The sequence below is a fragment of the Methylorubrum suomiense genome (assembly GCF_022179765.1).
GTDB lineage: Bacteria > Pseudomonadota > Alphaproteobacteria > Rhizobiales > Beijerinckiaceae > Methylobacterium > Methylobacterium suomiense.
Window position 1 is genome coordinate 162,131 of sequence record NZ_BPRE01000004.1, and the last position, 20,609, is coordinate 182,739.

General features: G+C 67.7%; 17 protein-coding genes. 11 read left to right on the plus strand and 6 right to left on the minus strand.

The window, feature by feature from the left end; translation table 11 throughout:
* The first annotated feature begins 133 nt into the window (after positions 1-133).
* On the plus strand, positions 134-1,072 hold the full coding sequence (locus tag MFF26_RS07920) for a metallophosphoesterase family protein (RefSeq protein WP_137827946.1): 939 nt from the start codon (positions 134-136) through the stop codon (positions 1,070-1,072).
* Positions 1,073-1,084: 12 nt separating this feature from the next.
* On the opposite strand, the gene MFF26_RS07925 is transcribed toward MFF26_RS07920, so the two are convergent.
* Entirely contained in the window at positions 1,085-1,564 is a 480-nt protein-coding gene (locus MFF26_RS07925; protein WP_137827849.1) for a response regulator, read from the minus strand.
* Between the two features lie 372 nt (positions 1,565-1,936).
* Here MFF26_RS07925 and MFF26_RS26450 point away from each other — a divergent pair, with 372 nt between their 5' ends.
* The gene (locus MFF26_RS26450) at positions 1,937-2,743 is read left to right on the plus strand and encodes a cold-shock protein (RefSeq protein WP_137827850.1); all 807 of its coding nucleotides are present in this window, start codon (positions 1,937-1,939) and stop codon (positions 2,741-2,743) included.
* Positions 2,744-2,838: 95 nt separating this feature from the next.
* Positions 2,839-3,078, plus strand: a complete 240-nt coding sequence (locus tag MFF26_RS07940; RefSeq protein WP_137827851.1) for a hypothetical protein — start codon at positions 2,839-2,841, stop codon at positions 3,076-3,078.
* A gap of 6 nt (positions 3,079-3,084) precedes the next feature.
* Here the strand turns inward: MFF26_RS07940 and MFF26_RS07945 are convergent, their stop codons facing one another.
* Entirely contained in the window at positions 3,085-4,752 is a 1,668-nt protein-coding gene (locus MFF26_RS07945; RefSeq protein WP_238307864.1) for a glucan biosynthesis protein G, read from the minus strand.
* Positions 4,753-4,786: 34 nt separating this feature from the next.
* Here MFF26_RS07945 and mdoH point away from each other — a divergent pair, with 34 nt between their 5' ends.
* Positions 4,787-6,715 (plus strand): glucans biosynthesis glucosyltransferase MdoH, encoded by a 1,929-nt coding sequence (gene mdoH, locus MFF26_RS07950; protein WP_238307865.1) that lies wholly within the window; start codon positions 4,787-4,789, stop codon positions 6,713-6,715.
* A 220-nt stretch (positions 6,716-6,935) separates the two neighbouring features.
* Here mdoH and MFF26_RS07955 read toward each other — a convergent pair whose 3' ends face one another.
* The 3 genes from MFF26_RS07955 to tyrS all read right to left on the minus strand — a co-directional run bounded on the left by MFF26_RS07955 (position 6,936) and on the right by tyrS (position 11,628).
* Entirely contained in the window at positions 6,936-7,976 is a 1,041-nt protein-coding gene (locus tag MFF26_RS07955) for a threonine aldolase family protein (protein WP_137827854.1), read from the minus strand.
* Between the two features lie 339 nt (positions 7,977-8,315).
* The gene (locus MFF26_RS07960) at positions 8,316-10,082 is read right to left on the minus strand and encodes an ABC transporter ATP-binding protein (RefSeq protein ID WP_137827855.1); all 1,767 of its coding nucleotides are present in this window, start codon (positions 10,080-10,082) and stop codon (positions 8,316-8,318) included.
* Positions 10,083-10,356: 274 nt separating this feature from the next.
* The gene (gene tyrS / locus MFF26_RS07965) at positions 10,357-11,628 is read right to left on the minus strand and encodes a tyrosine--tRNA ligase (protein ID WP_137827856.1); all 1,272 of its coding nucleotides are present in this window, start codon (positions 11,626-11,628) and stop codon (positions 10,357-10,359) included.
* Positions 11,629-11,750: 122 nt separating this feature from the next.
* Here tyrS and MFF26_RS07970 point away from each other — a divergent pair, with 122 nt between their 5' ends.
* From MFF26_RS07970 to ribB, 4 genes are read left to right on the plus strand one after another with little or no spacing between them, the layout of a single operon-like run.
* Positions 11,751-12,890 carry an anhydro-N-acetylmuramic acid kinase gene (locus MFF26_RS07970; protein WP_137827857.1) on the plus strand — a complete coding sequence of 380 codons (1,140 nt, stop codon included), beginning with the start codon at positions 11,751-11,753 and terminating at the stop codon, positions 12,888-12,890.
* A 10-nt stretch (positions 12,891-12,900) separates the two neighbouring features.
* The gene (locus tag MFF26_RS07975) at positions 12,901-13,494 is read left to right on the plus strand and encodes a DUF3578 domain-containing protein (protein WP_137827858.1); all 594 of its coding nucleotides are present in this window, start codon (positions 12,901-12,903) and stop codon (positions 13,492-13,494) included.
* 53 nt (positions 13,495-13,547) lie between these two features.
* The gene (gene aroC, locus MFF26_RS07980) at positions 13,548-14,648 is read left to right on the plus strand and encodes a chorismate synthase (RefSeq protein WP_137827859.1); all 1,101 of its coding nucleotides are present in this window, start codon (positions 13,548-13,550) and stop codon (positions 14,646-14,648) included.
* A 30-nt stretch (positions 14,649-14,678) separates the two neighbouring features.
* Positions 14,679-15,755 (plus strand): 3,4-dihydroxy-2-butanone-4-phosphate synthase, encoded by a 1,077-nt coding sequence (ribB, locus tag MFF26_RS07985; RefSeq protein WP_137827860.1) that lies wholly within the window; start codon positions 14,679-14,681, stop codon positions 15,753-15,755.
* A gap of 269 nt (positions 15,756-16,024) precedes the next feature.
* Here ribB and MFF26_RS07990 read toward each other — a convergent pair whose 3' ends face one another.
* Positions 16,025-16,954 carry a histone deacetylase family protein gene (locus tag MFF26_RS07990; protein WP_137827947.1) on the minus strand — a complete coding sequence of 310 codons (930 nt, stop codon included), beginning with the start codon at positions 16,952-16,954 and terminating at the stop codon, positions 16,025-16,027.
* 441 nt (positions 16,955-17,395) lie between these two features.
* On the opposite strand from MFF26_RS07990, the gene MFF26_RS07995 reads away from it, so the two are divergent.
* The 3 genes from MFF26_RS07995 (at position 17,396) to MFF26_RS08005 (ending at position 20,595) form a co-directional block, all read left to right on the plus strand.
* Positions 17,396-17,839, plus strand: a complete 444-nt coding sequence (locus MFF26_RS07995; RefSeq protein ID WP_137827861.1) for a hypothetical protein — start codon at positions 17,396-17,398, stop codon at positions 17,837-17,839.
* A 137-nt stretch (positions 17,840-17,976) separates the two neighbouring features.
* The gene (locus MFF26_RS08000) at positions 17,977-19,980 is read left to right on the plus strand and encodes an acetyl-CoA carboxylase biotin carboxylase subunit (RefSeq protein WP_137827862.1); all 2,004 of its coding nucleotides are present in this window, start codon (positions 17,977-17,979) and stop codon (positions 19,978-19,980) included.
* A gap of 183 nt (positions 19,981-20,163) precedes the next feature.
* On the plus strand, positions 20,164-20,595 hold the full coding sequence (locus tag MFF26_RS08005) for a gamma-glutamylcyclotransferase family protein (RefSeq protein WP_137827863.1): 432 nt from the start codon (positions 20,164-20,166) through the stop codon (positions 20,593-20,595).
* Positions 20,596-20,609 lie beyond the last annotated feature (14 nt).

The window sequence follows — 20,609 nt, forward strand, 5'->3', positions numbered from 1 at the left end:
TCATGCTGCGTTGCGGCAGAGACCGGGTAGCGGCGCCCCCGCCGGAGAGAATGCAAGGGCGCCGGAATGCAGAGCACCGAATCGGGTCGAGGTGTTGACCTCGGCGCCCGATGCCCCGATGCCGTCGCCGGAAATGTTCAGGCTCGCCCATCTCACCGATCCGCATGTCGGGCCGCTGCCCCGGCTCCGCCTGCGCCAGCTTCTCAGCAAGCGGGCGACCGGCTACGTGAATTGGCATCGCGGGCGCGGCCGCCATCACGACATGGACCTCCTCGGCGCCCTCGTCGCCGACCTCCGGGCCCAGGGCAGCGACCATGTCGCCTGCACCGGCGACCTGTGTAACCTCGGATTGCCGGACGAGTGGGATACGGCCCGCATCTTCCTCGAAGCCTTGGGACCGGCCGACCAAGTCAGCTTCGTGCCGGGCAACCACGATGCCTATGTCCGGGGATCGCTGGAGGGCCTGCTCGGCACCTGCGGTGGCTGGACCGCGGCCGATGATGGCCGAAGCGGACTGTTTCCCTACCTGCGGCGGCGCGGACCGCTCGCTCTCATCGGTCTCTCCTCAGCGATCCCGACAAAGCCCTTCGCGGCGACCGGTCGGCTCGGTCCGGCTCAGATCGAGGCCGCGGAGCGATTGCTCGGCGAGTTGGCCAAGGCGCCCGACCGACCCTGCCGCGTCGTCATGATTCATCACCCGCCCCATCCGGGAGGCGCCGCCTCCGGGCGCGAGCTCAAGGATGCCGGCGCCTTCGCGGCCATGATCGGCCGGGCGGGAGCCGACCTGATCCTGCACGGTCACAATCATGTGGGGACGGTGGCCCGCATCGCAGGCCCGGATGGACGGCCGGTTCCGGTCGTCGGCGCGCCTTCGGCCTCGGCGCGCTCGCTGCTCGTGAACCGGCGCGCTTCCTACTATCTCTACACGATCACCCCTGATCAGGCGGGGCACCGCATCGCCGTGGTCGAGCGCGGACTCGACGCGGCCGGACAGATCGCCGAACTTTCGGCCTTCGACATCGAGACCCCGCCTCCGGATCGAATCGGCCCGCCGGCGCGGCGTCGGCATTGAGGCGGACAAGACTCAGATCAGGCTCAGTCCCTTCGACAACCCGTTTGTGCGCGGCAGCGGGCGCAGCAGGCTCTTCACCTGGGAGAACGGCCGAGGCCGATTGATGACCTCGTCGAGACGCGACCACAAAGTCTTCGGCGAGAACGGCTTGGCGATGATCTCGTTGACCCCGAGAGCGATCGCGCGATCCACGACGTTGCGCCGCGGCTGGCCCAGCATCAGGATGATCGGCACGGTGGGCGAGGGCGAGGTGGTCGGCGTCCGGGCGAGTCGTATGAACTCTTCACCAGAGAGAATCGCCAGATCCCAATCGATGATGGTCAGGTCCGGCTTGCTCTCGGCAAGGACCCCGAGCGCTTCTGCTCCGTCGGGCGCTTCGAGCACGCGCTTGATGCCGACGCGCATCAGCATGTCGCGGACAATACGACGAATATAGAGGCTCTCGTCGACGACGAGAGCTGAAAGATCCGGGAAGGTCGGTGTGGCGATCATCGGCGGCTCGGGCCCGGGCTCGCGATGCGCGGGCTGACTGAGCGGAAAGCCTAGGCTCGCCCAGTTTGCATTTCCCTAAAATGCTCGGCGGCATTCGCCGCGATCCCGACTTTCAGCTTTGGAATCAATCTCGGTTGAACGCCAAAAGTCTCTTCGCGCCCGCCTACCTACGCAGTTCACCACGAAAATCGGCGGTATGGAGCACGAAGGAGTTAGAAGTTCCTTGCGGTTCGGCCCCGATTGCGTCAGACCTGAGGCGTTGCTCTCGGTATCCGCTGCCGAGGGGATGATAGTGCGGGGCGTGGGCTGTCTCGGGATAGCGCGCACGCGGTATTCGAGACGTGGCGGGCGGACGGTTTTTGCGAGCTTTCAATGGGACGTGGTCGTGATTTTCGGGGGCCGCAGAAGCGCGGCTTCGACGAGGGCGGTGCCGAGCCTCAGTGGCCGGACCAGCTGCCCCCGAGCAGTGGTGGATACGGTGGTGGCGGCAACCGCTTCGGCGGCGGTGGTGGCGGCTACGGTGGTGGCGGCGGTGGCTTCGACCGCGGCCCGTCGCGGGGCGGCCCCGCAGCTGCGGCGCCTACGGGCCCGGAGCGTGATGCCACGGTGAAGTGGTTCAACAAGGAGAAGGGCTTCGGCTTCGTGGAGCTCGGCGACGGCTCCGGTGATGCCTTCCTCCATATCCGCGCGGTTGAGGCCGCCGGCCACGACGACCTCCTGCCCGGCACGCGCCTCACGGTGCAGACCGCCCAGGGCCAGAAGGGTCCGCAGGTCACTGCGGTGAACAGCGTCGACACATCGACGGCCGAGGCGGCTCCGCCCCGGCGCGAAGGCCCGCGCTTCGGCGGCGGTGATCGCTTCGGCGGCGGCGACCGTTTCGGCGGTGGTGGCCGTGACCGCTTCAGCGGCGGCGATCGCTTCGGCGGTGGCGGCGGTGGCGGCGGCGGTCGCTTCGCCTCCGGCCCGTCGGTCGAGATGACCGGCACCGTGAAGTGGTACGACCCGGCCAAGGGCTTCGGCTTCGTCTCCGTCAATGACGGCGGCAAGGACGTGTTCGTGCACCGCTCGGCCCTGTCGCGCGCCGGCCTCGATTCGCTGGCCGAAGGCCAGCAGGTGACCCTTGGCGTTGTCGAGGGTCAGAAGGGTCGCGAGGCCTCAAGCATCAGCGTCGATTACTGATCGACACACCGAGTATCGGACGAAGCGGCGGCCTCAGGGCCGCCGTTTTCGTTTGTCGGTATGCTGCAATCCGAGACGGGAAGGGACCGAGTTCGATGCGCGGGGTGATCGTCGTCTGGCTCGGTCTGTTGCTCGGTACCGGTCCTGCCGCTGCGGACGATTTCACGGGGTTTTATGCCGGTGTGAATGCCGGCTGGGCGTTCGAGCGCGGAGACAGCTCCACCCTGGCCGGATCGGTGGGATCGGCCCGAGAGGCTGAGGGCTTGCCGCCGAGCGTGTCGCGGATCGAGCAACGGCGCCTGCCGGAGAAGCCGGCCAACAGCCGCACCCGCTGAGACAGATCAGGCGACCCCATCCCAGGTTTCGGTGATGACGCGCCCGGCATGGCTGAGGCGCGCGCGCAGCACCACATCACCTGCCGGCATCGGTTCCGGCGGCCGGAACTCGGCGTAGAGGCGCCAGCCGCCCGTCTGGGGTACCCGCTCGGCATAGGGATCGACGAAGGCACCGGCGCTCGCCGAGAGCGCCACGTCGATGGCGGCCCTGGGATCCTCCGGCAGGCCGGGGCCCTCGAAATCGATGGCATAGAGGCGCCGCTTCGGACTCGGCGGGTTGGTCGGGCGCAAGCGCTCGGCCGAGCCGACGCGCGTCGAGACCACCCGGGCCAGCGGCGGCGCGATGGCGGCGGCGGGTTCCGCACCGATGGTCACCAGCGAATAGGCGCAATCGATGCGCCGGCCCGGTTCAACCGGAGCTTCCGGCACGAAGGCCGCCACGATGTTGTCGGTGGCTTCCTCCCGGGACGGGATCTCGAACAATCGCACCGCACCGGTGCCGAAACCGGATTCCGGGCGCACCCATAGGCCCGGACGATCCTCGTGGCGGGCCTGCACGTCGAGATAGGCGGCGAATCGCCGTTCGCGCTGGAGCAGGCCGAATCCCTCCAGCGGCGCCGTGCGGAAGGCGGAGGTCTGCGGCGCCGCTCGGCCATTAGTGAGCGGGCGCCAGAGCCGGTCACCGGGGGATTGTACGAGGAGTCCGTCCGAATCGTGCACCTGCGGTCGGAAATCGTCGCAGGGCAGAGCATTCCGGGCGCCGGGGCCGTTCTCCCCGTCGATGAACATGCTTGTGAGCGGTGCAAGGCCGAGCCCCGCGATCGCCCGGCGCGGAAATAGAGCTGCCGTCACGGCCACGGTCGACGAGTCACCGGGAGTGACGGTGAAGCGGTAAGCGCCGGTCAGGCTCGGCCCTTCGAGGAGGGCCAGAACGGTGATCGTGCCGGCCTCCACGTGACCGATCCAGAAGGTCGTGAAGTCCGGAAATTCCTCTCCGGTCGGAGCGCCGGTGTCGACGGCGATGCCGCGAGCCGAGAGTCCGTAGATCTGTTTTCTGCCCCGCACTCGGAAGTAGGAGGCACCGAGGAACACCAGGAACTCTTCCTGTTCGTCCGGACGCGCGGCATCGAATGCGTGGGCGATGCGGAAACCCGCATAGCCGAGCGACGCAGGGTAGCTACGCCCTTTGAGCGCCGGGCCGAGATCGAACAGCTTGGGATCGTAGCCGAATGCCGTCGGTGCTCGGCCGGACGCCTGCAGGAAGAGATCGACCCGTCGACGCTGCAGGCCACCCCGGTGGAACGGCTGCAACGAAAAGCCCGGCCCGAGCGGCACCGTCCCCTCCGGCCGGACACGGATCGCCTGGGTATCGTCGTAGTTCAGCGTCGACAATTCGGTCGGCAAATCGTCGTCGTGGGGATGGTAGGGGCTACGGGCGAGCGTTTCCGCACGGGCCACCACGTCGTCGAGCGTCACGGGTCGGTTTTCCCCCTGCGACGGTGCTTCGGATTGTCCTGGGGGAAGCGTCTGAGCCATCGTTCTGTCGGCATTCAGGTCGAAGAGGTTAGGAATGCAGAGGCCGGACATGCCGGCGAGCCCGATCCGCACCATCCGCCGTCGCGAGATCTCCCCATCCGCGCGAGCATCCCCGTCCTTATCCGACGGTCCGTTCATCCGCTGCCCCTCTCGCGAGTACCCGACGCCGACCATGTCCAGCTCAGACTTGCCGCAGGTCGACGCGCCCGTCGAGACGGGCATTGCTCAGGTCCGGCCTTCCGGAACCGGCCCCGCCCCGCGGCCGGCCGCCTTCGGTCTGCGCCGTCTGGCTTTGGTGGTGCCAACGCTCGTGACCGCGGGAGCGATCCTGGCCCTCGCGCTCGCCGCCTACGGCGCGCCGGAGACGTGGCTCGGTCGCACCCTCCTCACCCTCTTCGCGCTGCTGATGGCGTGGCAATCCTTCACGGCGTGGCAATACCTCTACGGTCTGGTCGCGGCCGCGATGGGCGACCAGATGCTGTCACCCTTGGAGCGTCGCGCCGCCACGATCTCGGCACGCCCGACCGGACTGAGCCGCACGGCGGCGGTCGTGGCGATCCACGCCGAGGATCCGATCGCCGTCTTCTCTGCAATCCGCGTCATGGCCCGCTCGCTCCAGCGCGAGGGTGGCGACGGATCCGACATCGACATCTTCGTCCTCTCCGACACCCGTGAGGGCGCGATCAGCGCCGTGGAGGAGCACGAATTCGCCCGCGCGGTGGCCTGGGCCGAGCGCGAGGGGCGCGGCATGCCGCAGATCCGCTACCGCCGCCGGGCACAGAATATCGGCCGCAAGGCGGGCAACATCGCCGAATTCTGTCAGACTTACGGGGCCGAGTACGATTTCATGATCGTCCTCGACGCCGACAGCCTCATGACCGGCGCGGCCATGCGCAAGCTCGCGCGGTTGATGGAGGAGAACCCCCGCGTCGGCCTGATCCAGACCGTCTCCTACGCGGCCGGACGCGACACCCTGTTCGCCCGCATCCAGCAATTCGCCGTGCGGCTCTACGCGCCGCTCTCCTTGCGCTGCCTCGAGACATGGCAGGGTCCGGACGGCTCCTATTGGGGGCACAACGCGATCCTGCGGATCGAGGCCTTCGCGCAGAACGCCGAGCTGCCGGTTCTCTCCGGGAAGCCCCCGCTCGGCGGTGAGATCCTGTGCCACGATATCGTCGAGGGCGCCTTCCTGCGCCGTGCCGGCTGGGAGGTGCGCCTGCTGCCGGAGATGGGCGGTACCTGGGAGGAGATGCCGACCAACCTCATCGACCTGCTCGGCCGCGAGCGTCGGTGGTGCCAGGGCAATCTGCAGCATCTCCGCGTGCTTCCGATGAAGGGCCTGCGCGGGGCCAGCCGTTGGCATCTCGGTGTCGGCATCCTCGGCTACTGCGTCTACCCGCTTTGGATCGCCTTCCTCGGGCTCGGCACTTGGCAGGCTCTGCGCACCGACGAGCTCGGTCTGCTCGGCTACGGATTCGATCGGTCCAACGCCGCCGGTTGGGGGCTCGCGGCCCTGGTCGTGGCGGTGATGGCTCTGCCGAAGCTGCTCAGCCTCGGCTACGTCCTCGCTTCCCGCGAGCGCCGCTCCGCCTTTGGCGGCACCTTCTCGCTGCTCCTAAGCGCCGCGCTCGAACAGGCGATCTGGGTGTTGCTGTGGCCCGTCATGGCGCTGTTCAGCGCCGGCGCCGTAATCTCCACGCTGTTCGGGCGGGTGGTGCGCTGGGATGCCCAATCGCGTGAGGATCGCAGCGTGCCGTGGGGAGAGGCCCTGCGCCTGCAGAGCGATGCCGTGGCCTCCGGCTTCGCGCTCGCCGTGGTCATCGGCGCCGCCGCCGATCCCCTGCTCGCCGCCTGGATGGCCCCGATCGCCGTCGCATTGCTGACGAGCCCGGCCCAGAGCGTTCTCACCAGCAGCACGCGCCTCGGTCTCGCTTCGAGGGCCCGCGGTTTGTTCCTGACCGAGGACGATACGCGTCAGGCGCAGGAACTGTCCGAACTGCACCAGAGCCGATTGACGACCGCATTGCCGATGACGGCCGCCGAGCCGGTGACGTGGTTGCCGAACTCGATCGACGCGTCGGGAGCGCCCACGCCGCGCTAGAGCAGCGCCCGATCACAGAGGATCGGGACGTATCTCTGGCTTTTTGATCTGTCGCGCAGACTCGGTTTCCATAGATCGGGACGGGCCCTGGACATTCGGCCGGTCGCCCTGCGGCGCTGGCCCTTCTCGTCCGCTCACCTGTGAGGGAGCGCTCGGTCGGCGCCGGCTTCGACCCGGACGCTTCCTTCCGGAGTGGGCGCTGAAGACTCCCGGCTGCGCCTCAGGCTGCGGCCGGTAGGGCGCAGAGGCGGATGTCCCGCGCCAGGGCATCGACCCGAGCGGGGTCCGAATCCCAGGCGAACATGAAACGGGCGGCACCGCCGATGAAGCCGTAGAAGTGCCAGCCGCGCATCCGCAAGCGCTCTTGGACCGCCGCGGACAGATTCAGAAAGACGCCGTTCGCCTCCACCGGCGCCGCCAGCGAGACGCCCGGTACCCCGACGATGGCGTCCGCGAGCCGCCGGGCGCAGGCATTGGCATGGCGGGCGTGGCGCAACCACGCACCATCTTCCAGCATCCCGACCCACGGTGCGGACAGGTAGCGCATCTTTGAAGCAAGCTGACCCGCCTGCTTGCAGCGATAGCCAAAATCCTCGGCCAAGGCGGTATCGAAGAAGATCACCGCTTCGCCGATCGCCATGCCGTTCTTGGTGCCGCCGAAGCAGAGGACGTCCACGCCGGCCCGCCACGTCACGTCGGCCGGCGAAGCATCGAGCGCGGCGCAGGCATTGGCGAAGCGGGCTCCGTCCATGTGCAGGTGCAGACCGAGCGCCCGGCAGGTTTCGGCCAAGCGTCCGATCTCCTCCGGCCGGTAGACCCGTCCGGTCTCCGTGGCCTGTGTGATCGTCACCGCCTTGGGCTTGGGGAAATGGATGTCGCTGCGTCTTTCCGCGATCGCGCGAACGGCCTCGGGCGTCAGCTTACCGTCCGCTGTCGGCAGCGCGAGAAGCTTCGAGCCGTTCGAGAAGAATTCCGGCGCGCCGCATTCGTCGGTCTCGATATGTGCCGAGTCCGCGCAGATCACGCTGTGATAAGACTGACAGAGTGAGGCCAGAGCGAGCGAGTTCGCGGCCGTGCCGTTGAAGACGAAGAAGACCTCGCAAGACGTCTCGAACAGACGGCGGAACCCATCGGCGGCGGCCTGGGTCCAACTGTCGGCCCCGTAAGCCGGAGCGTGGCCGGCATTGGCGGCAGCCATCGCCGCCCAAGCCTCCGGGCAAATCCCGGCATAGTTGTCGCTGGCAAATTGCTGTTCGGGCACGGCGCGCGACGCTCCTGCCAAGGAATGCAAGGATGGCTGCCCAAAAAGCCGGGCAACCCCGAGCGGTGTAAGCTAGGAAGAGCAGGCGGGCCCTGCAACCGAAAGCTTGAGTTTTGGTAAGCGCGTATGCCGCGTCACCGCGATGAACTGATTGCGCCTTACGTTGTCGCTTCGGGGGCGGCTCGAAGATCGACCCGGAACGCCTTCACATCGTCATGAGACATGTTGTCGGTCGCGATGGTCGGCCCCCGAAAGGTTCGTGGACCTTCAGGTTTTGCGCGGCCCGCTCAGAGGGTCGGTAGGCAAACCTCGGGGCGCCAGGCTCGGAACGCGCCAGCCTTACGCGGCGGCCAGAGCCATCGACATCGATTCCTTCTTCATCAGCTCGCGGTAGAAGCCGTCGAGATGGGTCAGCTTCTCGGGCGAGCCGTCCTGTACGATCCGGCCGCCTTCCAGAACCACGATCCGGTCGAAATCCTTCAGGGTCGACAGGCGGTGGGCGATGGCGATGACGGTGCGGCCCTTCATGAGGTTCGCGAGCGCGGCGCGGATCGCCTCCTCGGATTCGGCATCGAGCGCCGAAGTGGCCTCGTCGAGGAGAAGGATCGGCGAGTCTTTCAGGATGGCGCGGGCGATGGCGATACGCTGGCGCTGACCGCCGGAGAGCTTCACGCCCCGGTCGCCCACGATGGTGTCGAACCCCTCGGGCAGCGCCTGGATGAAGTCGGTGCAGTGCGCAGCCTCGGCCGCCTTCCACACTTCCTCGTCCGTGGCATCGGGCCGTCCGTAGCGGATGTTCTCGCGCAGGGAGCGGTGGAACATCGAGACGTCCTGAGGCACCACCGTGATCGCCTCGCGCAGGGATTCCTGCGTGACGCGATTGATGTCCTGGCCGTTGATCAGGATGCGTCCGCCCTGGACCTCGTAGAAGCGCTGGATCAGGGAGAACAGGGTCGATTTTCCGCCGCCGGACTTGCCGACGAGCCCGACCGTCTGACCGGCCGGAATCAGCAGATCGAAATCGGAGAATACGGTTCGGCCGTCGGGGTAGCTGAAGGCGACGTGATCGAAGTGCATCTCGGCGCCGGTCTGCCCGATAAGCGTCTCGGCTTCCGGGTGATCCACCAGCTCGTGCGGCTGGAGCAGGGTGTGGAGCGCCTCCGACAGGCGGGCGGTGTGCTGGGTGGCATCGACCAGAGCGACCGCAAGATCACGGGTTGCCGCGAGGATCCGGATGCCGAGGGTGCAGACGAGCACGACCTGGCCGGTCGTCGCCTGGCCCGCCTCCCACATCTTGATCGACCAGTAGAGCAGGCCCAGAATCGAGACGACCGTGAGGATAGCGTGCGTGATGCGCAGCTTCTCGAGATAGAGGAGCGACGAGCGGCGCGCCCGCATCTCGGTGCCGATGGTCCCGTCGAAGCGCACGAATTCGCGGTTGAACGCCGAGAAGGCGCGCACCAGCGGCATGTTGCCGACGAGGTCGACCATCTCGCCATCGACGCTGGCGGCCTTCGCGGCGAAGTCGTGGTGCAGCGGCTTGCCGGCCGACGCCATCTTGAACATCAGCAGCACGACCGCGGCGAAGATGCCGGCGAGGACGAGCGCCATCGTGAGATTGACGGTGCCGATATAGATGATCGAGAGCACGGCCGCGACGCAGGGCGGCATCACGTTGAACGTGAACATGTTCTCGACCGTGAAGATCGCGTTCGAGGTCGCCGTGATGCGCGACGCCAGGGTGCCCGGCTGCCGGTCGGCGAAGAAGGACGGGGCATGTCCCGTCATGTGCCGGAACATGTCCCGGCGGATATCGCCGGTGACGCCCACGAAGGTGAAGGCGCCGACGAGCGCGGCGACGCGCCAGAGGAGATTGTCGGCGGCGATGAAGCCGATGAGAATGGCGAGCGCGGTCCAGACCTGACCCGCACTCGGGCCTTTGCCGAGCGCATCGACCACTCCCTTGAGCGCGTAATCCGTGGAGACCGAGAACGAGACGGCCCCGAGGACGGCGAACAGGATGACGAGGTGCGGGACGATACGGCGCTTGAGATAGCGCCCGACGAAAGCGAAGGGGCGGTTAGCGTATTGGCAGAGATCTTCCATCGCGACCGTCAATCCCGATTCGATCAGATCCGCAGGGCAGCCAGAAGGCGGTAACACATGCCGTGAGCGCGGCAAGTGCATGCGACACCCGTCCAACGCAACGCGAAGCGTCGCCTTATGTTTCAAGCGCGGGGCGCTTTCCGCGCGGTAGCGCGGCCAAGCTGAACGAGGCTTGAGCGACCAAGCGGCGCTTCAGCCTCACCATGCGCGTCAAAGGGCGAAGGTCAAGGCTCCGACCCCATGACGCGCTCCCGGGTCGAGCGCGGGCGACGATTCAATCCGGCCGCAGCAGCACGTGCTTCTTACGCCCGAACGACAGCTTGATCACCCCATCCGCCGTGGCATCCCCCAATCCGAGCGTTGCCTTCTCATCGCTGAGCTGCACGTCGTTGACCCTCAGGCCCCCACCCTTGATCTGGCGGCGCGCCTCGCTCGTCGAGGGCACGAGTTTGGCGTAGTCGGGTCCGAAGGCCGTGAGCACGCCGAGACCCGCCTCCAGCGCGGCGCGCGGCACCGTGACGGTCGGCAGCGAATCCGCGAGCGTACCCTCGACGAACGTCTTCCGGGCCGTCTCGGCGGCGCTCTGCGCGGCCTCGGCGCCGTGCATCAGGCGCGTCGCCTCGGTGGCGAGTACGGTCTTGGCCTCGTTGATCTCGGCGCCTTGGAGAGCGGAGAGCCGGGCGATCTCGCCCATCGGCAGCAGCGTGAACAGCTTGAGGAAGCGGCCGACATCGGCATCCTCCGTATTGCGCCAGAATTGCCAGTAATCGTAGGGCGAGAGCATGCCGGCGTCGAGCCAAACCGCGCCGGCGGCGGTCTTGCCCATCTTCGCGCCCGAGGCCGTCGTCAGCAGCGGACAGGTCAGCCCGTAGAGCTGGGGCGTTCCCATGCGGCGGCCGAGATCGATGCCGTTGACGATGTTGCCCCACTGATCCGAGCCGCCCATCTGCATCCGGCAACCGTAGCGGCGGTTCAGTTCGACGAAGTCGTAGGACTGGAGGATCATATAGTTGAATTCCAGGAACGAGAGCTCCTGATCGCGCTCGAGCCGGAGCCGCACGCTGTCCATCGACATCATGCGGTTGACCGAGAAATGGCGTCCGATGTCGCGCAACATCTCGATGTAGTTGAGCTTGGTCAGCCACTCGGCATTGTCGACCATGATGGCATCGCCCTCGCCCTCGCCGAAGCCCAGGAACCGGTCGAAGGTCTTGCGGATGCCGTTCTTGTTCTCCTCGATCTGGTCCAGCGTCAGGATCTTGCGGGTCTCGTCGCGGCCGGACGGGTCGCCGACACGGGTTGTGCCGCCGCCCATGAGCGCGATCGGCCTGCCGCCGGTCGCCTGGAGCCAGTGCAGCATCATGATCGAGAGCAGGTGCCCGACATGGAGCGAGGCCGCGGTGCAATCGTAGCCGACATAGGTCGTCAGCCGGCCTTCGCGGGCGGCTGCATCGATGCCCGCGATATCGGACGCCTGATGGATGTAGCCGCGCTCGGTCAGGACCTTCAGGAAGTCGGATTGCGGCGCGAAGCTCTCGGCGGTCATGTCGGTCTCGAGGGTGGGGCGGCGCGACAGGCGCGCGGAGCCCGTGCTAGCTCGGACCTCTTCGGCCGAGCGGACGGGCCGGCTCTTAGCAGGGCGGGACAGGAAAGGCACGGGGGCGGATCATGACGATGCGGCGCGCGATCGGGCTGATGAGCGGCACCTCGCTCGACGGGATCGACGTGGCCCTCATCGAGAGCGACGGGGAGAGCGTGCGCGTCCTGCGCAAAGGCAACGATCAAGTCGCCGCCCTGGGGCCGACGGGCTATCGCGAATACGCGCAGGCTGAACGCGCCCTATTGAGCCGTGCGCTTCGCGACGCCGAGGCCGTGGCGGCCCGCACCGACCGGCCCGGTTGCCTGCCCGAAGCCGAAGCGTTCCTGACCGATGCCCATGCCGAGGCGGTCGAGGCGTTCCTTTCCGACAATACGCTGACTCCCGCGGACATCGCCGCCATCGGCTTCCACGGCCAGACTGTCCTGCACCGACCCCGTGAGAAGCTGACGGTCCAGATCGGTGACGGGGCGGCGCTGGCACGGCGCCTCGGGATCCCGGTGGTGGCCGACCTGCGCGCGGAGGACGTGGCGCGGGGCGGCCAGGGTGCCCCGCTCGTGCCGGTGTTCCATCGGGCGCTGGCGCAGGCTGCGGGCTATGCGGGGCCGCTCGCCGTCCTCAATATCGGCGGCGTCGCCAACGTGACGCTGATCGATTCGAAGGGCAACCTCCTCGCCTTCGATACCGGTCCCGGGAACGCGCCGATCAACGACTGGATGAAGGAGCGCGAAGGCGTCGCCTACGACGCGGGCGGCGCCCGCGCTGCCGGGGGGCAGATCGACGAGGCGCTGGTCGCCTGGCTGCTCACGCACCCCTATTTCGAGCGGACGCCACCGAAATCACTCGATCGTCACTGGTTCTCCCACAAGCTCGCCGGTCATCTCAGCACGGCGGATGGTGCCGCGACCCTCACGGCTTTCGCCGCCCGCGCCATCCGGAAGAGCCTCGATCATGTCTCCTCGGACGAGCAGCCGATGCGCTGGATCGTGGCGGGCGGTGGCACCAGGAACCTGACGCTGATGGCCATGCTGGGGGATCTGCTCGGCGATCGCCTCGTGAACGCCGATACGCTGGGCTGGTCCGCCGATTACCTGGAAGCGCAAGCCTTCGCCTATCTGGCGCTGCGCTCGCTCGAAGGCTTGCCCATCACCTACCCGAGCACCACGGGCGTCTCCGCTCCGGCGCCCGGCGGTGTGCTGCATCACCCATGAGCCTCCCTTCGTGACCCTTGGCCACGCCTTGCGGCGCATCGTCGAGGAATATCCCCTCGCACGTCTCGATCCCCCCGCCGGCCACCCGCTCGCCCAGGTGATCCGCAAGGGGGCGGCGGACGAGCTGCGCGGGGCCCTGGCTCCGCTCGGGGGCATCTATCTGGTCAAGGGAAGCCCCGGCCGCGGCACACGCTGGGCCGCCGTGCCCTGGTTGGCGGCCTTCGACCCGGCGGTGACCACCAGCGCGACGCGGGGCTACTACCTCGTCTACCTCTTTCCGACGCATCGCGAGGGGGTGCATCTCTCGCTCGCGCAGGGAACGGTGGCGGCGATCCGGGAACACGGGCCGCGAGCGGGCGCCCATCTGCGCGCGAGCGGTGCAGCCTTGCGGGCACGCCTCTCGGACTTCTCGGAGGCCCTGCCGGTGGCGGAGATCGCGTTGGGCACGGTCGGCGAACTGCCGGAGGGCTACGAGGCCGCGCATATCATGGGTCTGACCTACGGGCTCGCCGACCTCGCGGACGAGCGCCGTCTCTGGGCCGATCTCGCCAAGGGCATCGCGGCCTACCGGGCGCTGCGGGCGCGGGGCGGGCTTGCGGCGTGAGACGTGGGCCACGACTGGTCCTTCGCGGCATCCCGCGCTAAGGCACGCGCGCCATGTCCCACAACAGCTTCGGCCACCTGTTTCGCGTCACCACCTTCGGCGAGAGCCACGGCGTCGCCCTCGGCTGCGTGGTGGATGGCTGCCCGCCCGGGCTTCCGCTCGAAGCAGAGGAAATCCAGGCCGAGCTCGACCGGCGCAAGCCGGGCCAGTCACGTTTCACGACCCAGCGTCGCGAGCCGGACCAGATCAAGATCCTCTCGGGCGTCTTCGCGGACGACCGGACCGGCGGGCGGCAGCTCACCACCGGCACGCCGATCGCGTTGATGATCGAGAACACGGACCAGCGCTCCAAGGATTACTCGGAGATCCGCGACAGCTACCGTCCCGGCCACGCCGACTATACCTATGACGCCAAGTACGGGTTTCGCGATTATCGGGGCGGAGGTCGTTCGTCGGCGCGGGAAACCGCCGCCCGGGTCGCGGCAGGGGCGATCGCCCGCAAGGTCATCCCCGGCATCACCATTCGCGCGGCGCTGGTCCAGATGGGCCCGCACGCCATCGATCGCGCCCGCTGGGACTGGGACGAGGTCAATCGCAATCCGTTCTTCAGCCCGGACGTCGAAGCCGCCGGACGCTATGAGACCTATCTCGACGAGATCCGGAAGAGCGGCTCGTCGGTCGGAGCGGTGATCGAGGTCGTGGCCGAGGGCGTGCCCCCCGGCCTCGGCGCGCCGATCTATGGCAAGCTCGATGCGGACCTCGCCGCCGCCATGATGTCGATCAACGCGGTCAAGGGCGTCGAGATCGGGGACGGTTTCGCCGCGGCCGCTCTTCGCGGCGAGGACAATGCGGACGAGATGCGCGCCGGCAACGATGGGCGCCCGCGCTTCCTGGCCAATCATGCCGGCGGGATCCTGGGGGGCATCTCCTCGGGTGAGCCGGTGGTGGTGCGGTTTGCCGTGAAGCCCACCTCCTCGATCCTGACGCCGCGCCAGAGCGTGAATCGCGACGGCGCGGAAGTCGACCTGATCACCAAGGGCCGTCACGACCCCTGCGTCGGCATCCGCGCCGTGCCCGTCGCCGAGGCGATGATGGCCTGCGTGCTGGCGGACCATTATCTGCGCCATCGTGGGCAGATCGGCCCGCTGGCCTGATCTCCCTCCCGGAACACTGGAACGACACCCGTGCCCCATTGCAGCGTCACCGAGGCCATCGAGGCCTTCGCCCGCGGCGAGATCGTGGTCGTCACCGACGATGACGACCGCGAGAACGAGGGAGACCTCGTCGTCGCGGCCTCGCTCTGCACGCCGGAGAAGATGGCGTTCATCATCCGCAACACCTGCGGCATCGTCTGTGCGCCGATTACCCTGGAAGAGGCCCGCCGGCTCCACCTCGATCCGATGGTGGCCTCGAACGACGCGCCGCTCGGCACCGCCTTCACGGTCACGGTCGATGTGCGCCATGGCCTGACCACCGGCATCTCGGCCGAGCAGCGCTGCAACACCGTCCGTGCTTTGGCCAACGGCAATATGGGCGCGGGCGATTTCGTGCGCCCCGGCCACGTCTTTCCGCTGATCGCCCGCGATGGCGGTGTCCTGATGCGCTCCGGCCATACGGAGGCCGCGGTCGACCTGTGCAAGCTCGCCGGCCTCCCCCCCGTGGGCGTGATCTGCGAACTCGCCAACGACGACGGCACCGTCATGAAGGGGCCGCAGATCGACGACTTTTCCGAGCGCCACAGTCTCAAGCGGGTCTCGGTCGCCGATCTCATCGCCTATCGCCAAGCCCGTGACCGCTTGGTCGAGCGGGTCGGCACCTTCCCGGTGAAGTCGGAGTTCGGCGCGGTCACCGGCTACGCCTATGTCACGCCGTTCGAGCCGATCCAGCAATTCGCCTTCGTCCACGGCAATATCGGCGACGGCCGCAACATGCTGGTGCGCCTGCATCGCTCCAACGTGGTCGCGGACGTGATCGAGGGTGGACGCCAGATCGAGAGCGTGATGCGGCGGTTCGCGGCGGAAGGGCGAGGGGTCCTCGTCTATCTGCGTGACGGGACCGCGGGCGTACCGCTCAACCGTTACGCGGAAGAGGGGGCCGAAGCGCAGCGGGTACGCCAATGGCGGGAGGTCGGCCTCGGCGCGCAGATCCTGCGCGATCTCGGCGTCGTCTCGATCCGCAACCTATCGTCCTCCGCCCGATCCTATGTTGGCCTCTCGGGCTTCGGCATCGAACTCGTCGGCGAGGAGCCTCTGGACGGCTGACCGAACGCGCCCAAGCGGAGCTGTTTCACCCTCCGTCAGGCGGCCCCGTCGCCGCCCGACGGAAGTGACCGACGCCTGGTCTCTGTTCCCCGTCCCGCCGGCGACCACCGCATTCCGGGCGACGCCATCGGCTGCCGACGGCTTGCTCGTTGCAGCCTCGACTTCGGCAAACTCGCTAGAAAGCGCGTATCCGCCGACGCGCTTGCGAGCACGGCGGCCATGCAGATCACTCCGATCGGCGCGAGCCGGTAGCGCCTCTGGATTGTCCCTCACCGACCCATCAAGGCATCCATATGGGCGGCGACGGAGCGGGCGAGGCCATCGAGGCTGTAGCCGCCCTCCAGGATCGAGACGACCCGCCCGCCCGCATGCCGGTCGGCCACCTCCATGAGGCGGCGCGTGGCCCATCCGAAATCGGACTCGTCGAGCTGAACATTGGCCAACGGGTCGAGCTTGTGCGCGTCGAACCCCGCCGAGATCACGATGAGGTCCGGCTGGAACGCGTCGAGCCGGGGCAGGATGCGGCTCTCGAAGGCTTCGCGGAACACGGCACCGTCGTCGAAGGCCCGAAGCGGCACATTGACGATGGTATCGTGATCGCCCCGCTCTCCCGCCGAGCCCGTGCCTGGGAACAACGGCATCTGGTGGGTCGAGGCGTACATCACGTCCTTGTCCGCCCAGAAGATGTCCTGTGAGCCGTTGCCGTGGTGGACGTCCCAATCGACCAGCGCCACCCGCGCCGCGCCGAGATTCTTCTGCGCGTGCCGCACGGCGATGGCCGCGTGATTGAACAGGCAGAAGCCCATGGCGCGGGTCAGCTCGGCGTGGTGGCCCGGCGGGCGCATGGCGACGAAGGCGTTGGCGCATTCGCCCTTCATCACAGCATCGACGGCGTGTACCGACCCGCCGATGGCATGCAGGCAAGTATTCAGCGAGCCCGGTGACATCAGCGTGTCCGAATCGATCTGAAGCAGACCCTCCGTCGGCGCGGCCGCGACCAAAGCTTCGACGAAGGCGGCCGGGTGAGCGAGTTCGGCAACCGAAGCGTCGGCCTTCGGCGCATGCGCCCGCACCAGGGCCGAGAAGCGCTCCTCCTCCAGCGCCCGCTCGACCGCCTGCATGCGGGCGGGGCGCTCGGGATGGCCGGGCGGGGTCGCGTGTTCGAGGGCGCTCGGATGGGTGACGTACAGAGTGCTCAGGGCGATTCCTCCCGGGCGCGTCGTTTCGGCGTTCGCCCGGACAGTGTTGTAGCCGCGGGGCGACAAGCCCGGCAAATGACTTTACGCGCCCGAGGATGGTCGAAGCCGCTCCCAGCACTGGGAATAAGCTCGCCCCTGCATCGGTGACTGTCCTTCACGCTCTGCACCGGGCCTCTCTGGAAAGCCGCCTCGAAGCCGATGTGAGCGGCGCAGGCGAGCGCGTTGCCTTTCCAGATCCGTGCGATCCCGCAACGAGGTCGGTTCGGTGAACGAAGTCTGACCGCAATACAGCAAGAATCTCGAAAGGCTCAATCGTGAGCAGGCATTTACCTGAACACGGGTTCAGATTTAGCCATTAACCTCTTGCGCTGATGTTGCCCCGTAAAGTCAGGACATACAGGGACAAACACCGGCGACAACTGGCCGGAGAGGCATCGGATCATGACCAACATTGCTCTTCAGCTGTTCTGCGACCGGATCGTCGAAGCCGGCCGCATCACCGGTTCGGATGTCGCCGAACTCGCCCGTGACATCCTGGCCGATGTGCCCATGGGCCGTCACGACGCCGACCTGCTGCTCGCCCTCGACCGGGCGGTGGCCGACCAGCACGAGGATTTCGCCACCTTCCTCACCGCCACCATCGTCGACTTCGCCGTCTACGGCGAGCGTCCCACCGGCCGCATCACCCCCGAGACCGCCGCTTGGCTCTCCGCCTCGCTCGCGGGCCGCAAGGGTCCGACCCTGACCGGCAGCCGCATCGCCCGGGAGATCGTCCGCGAGGCGACCGTGAGCGACGAGGCGCTGATCGCCTTCGCGCTGAAGGCCAATCGCTGGACCGGCCAAGCCCCCGAGTGCCGCACCGGCAAGCTGCCGCTCGCTGCATGATGAATACGGTGTGTGACCGCCAATAAGGGTAAGACGGCACAGCTTCCGCTCTTCGCACAACTGCTTTATCGGGATGAAATCGGGCTCGCCTTCGGGAGGGGTGAGCCAGGACGGTCTCCCAAGAAGAAGCGGCTGCGATGTTCGAAAAAATCCTGATTGCCAACCGTGGCGAGATCGCCTGCCGCGTCATCAAGACGGCCCGCCGGATGGGTATCAAGACGGTGGCGGTTTACTCGGATGCCGACCGCGATGCCGTCCACGTGGCGATGGCCGACGAAGCCGTTCATATCGGCCCGGCGCCCGCCGCGCAGTCCTATCTCGTCATCGAGAAGATCATCGAGGCCTGCAAGCAGACCGGCGCCCAGGCGGTGCATCCGGGCTACGGCTTCCTCTCCGAGCGCGAAGCCTTCCCGAAGGCGCTCGCGGAGCACGGAATCGTCTTCATCGGTCCCAATCCCGGCGCCATCGCCGCCATGGGCGACAAGATCGAATCGAAGAAGGCCGCGGCCGAGGCCAACGTTTCGACGGTGCCCGGTTTCCTCGGTGTCATCGAGAGTCCCGAGCACGCCGTGAAGATCGCCGACGAGATCGGTTATCCGGTCATGATCAAGGCATCCGCCGGCGGCGGCGGCAAGGGCATGCGGATCGCCGAGTCGGCCGACGAGGTGAAAGAAGGTTTCGAGCGGGCGAAGTCCGAGGCGTCCTCGTCCTTCGGCGATGATCGCGTTTTCGTCGAGAAGTTCATCACCGATCCGCGCCACATCGAAATCCAGGTGATCGGCGACAAGCACGGAAACGTGATCTATCTCGGCGAGCGCGAGTGCTCGATCCAACGCCGCAATCAGAAGGTCATCGAGGAGGCGCCGTCGCCGCTCCTCGACGAAGAGACCCGCCGCAAGATGGGCGAGCAGGCCGTCGCGCTGGCCAAGGCGGTGAATTACGATTCCGCCGGCACGGTCGAGTTCGTCGCCGGCCAGGACAAGTCGTTCTACTTCCTCGAAATGAACACCCGCCTGCAGGTGGAGCATCCGGTCACCGAGATGATCACCGGGCTCGACCTCGTCGAGCTGATGATCCGGGTGGCGGCAGGCGAACAGCTGCCGCTGGCGCAGGACGACGTGAAGCTGAACGGCTGGGCGGTCGAGAGCCGCGTCTACGCCGAGGACCCGACCCGCAACTTCCTGCCCTCGATCGGCCGGCTCACCACATACCAGCCGCCGGAGGAGGGCCAGTTCGGCGAGGCGATCGTCCGCAACGACACCGGCGTGGAGGAAGGCGGCGAGATCGCGATCCACTATGATCCGATGATCGCCAAGCTCGTGACCTGGGCGCCGACCCGCATTCAGGCGATCGAGTCCCAGGCGCGGGCGCTCGACGCTTTCGCCATCGACGGCATCCGCCACAACATTCCGTTCCTCGCCACCCTGATGGCCCATCCGCGCTGGCGCGAGGGCGCGCTGTCGACGGGCTTCATCAAGGAGGAGTTCCCGGAGGGCTTCACGGCCCCGCAGCCCGAGGGCAAGGTTGCCCTGCGGTTGGCGGCGGTCGCGGCGGCGATCGATCACAAGCTCAATGTCCGCAAGCGCGGCATCTCCGGCCAGATGCGCGATCCGAGCCTGCTGGCGTTCCAGCGTGAGCGCGTCGTGGTCCTGTCCGGCCAGCGCTTCGAAGTCACCGTCGACACGGTCGGGAACGATCTGCTCGTGACGGCAGCGGACGGAGCGGTGGTGCCGGTCCGCAGTGCGTGGCGTCCCGGGGAGCCGGTCTGGTCCGGTACCGTGGGCGACGAGCCGGTGGCGATCCAGGTGCGTCCGCTCCTGAACGGCGTGTTCCTGCAGCATGCGGGCGCGGCGGCCGAGGCCCGCGTCTTCACCCGCCGCGAGGCCGATCTCGCCGATCTGATGCCGGTCAAGGAGAGCGCGAATTCCGGCAAGCAACTGCTCTGCCCGATGCCGGGCCTCGTGAAGCAGATCATGGTCGCGGAAGGTCAAGAGGTGAAAAACGGCGAGGCGCTCGCCATCGTCGAGGCGATGAAGATGGAGAACGTCCTGCGCGCCGAACGCGACGGCAAGGTGTCCAAGATCGCCGCCAAGGAAGGCGACAGCCTCGCGGTCGACGCGGTCATCATGGAGTTCGAGTGATCGAACCGTAAACCGAGGTCGCCGAGAACCGACCCGCTTCCGGCGGCCGCTCTCGACGCGGGGCGGTCGCTTCCCTGTGCCGAGCGATCGTCCCGGCCGATTCTCGAGGCCCGATGGTCGTGCGCCAGCCCGCGATATGGGCTCGTCCGGCGGCTCGGCACACCGCTCGCATCTCTCAAAGGCATGCCGCTCTATTTCGCCTATGGCGCCAATATGGACGCCGCCGCCATGGCCCAGCGTTGCCCGGCCTCGCGGCTGATCGGCCGCGGTCGCCTGCCACGGCACCGCTTCGTGATCATGAAGGAGGGGTGGGCCTCCGTGGTCCGGGCACCGGGCGCGATGGTGTGGGGCGTGCTGTGGGAATTGGCGCTTTCCGACGTGCCCGCCCTCGACCGGTACGAGGGCGTGGCCGGCGGCCTCTACATCAAGGCGCATCAGCCCGTTCTAACCGAGGCCGGCATCAAGCGGGCCCTGATCTATCTCGGCCGGAGCCCGCCGCCCGGCATTCCGCGGCCGGGCTATCTCGAGGCAGTTCTGGCGGCCGGTGCGGCGGCGCAACTGCCGGGTCCGTATCTTCAGGAGATCCGGGGCTGGCAGCGCCGATCACCGGCCTGACCGATCGGGGCGGA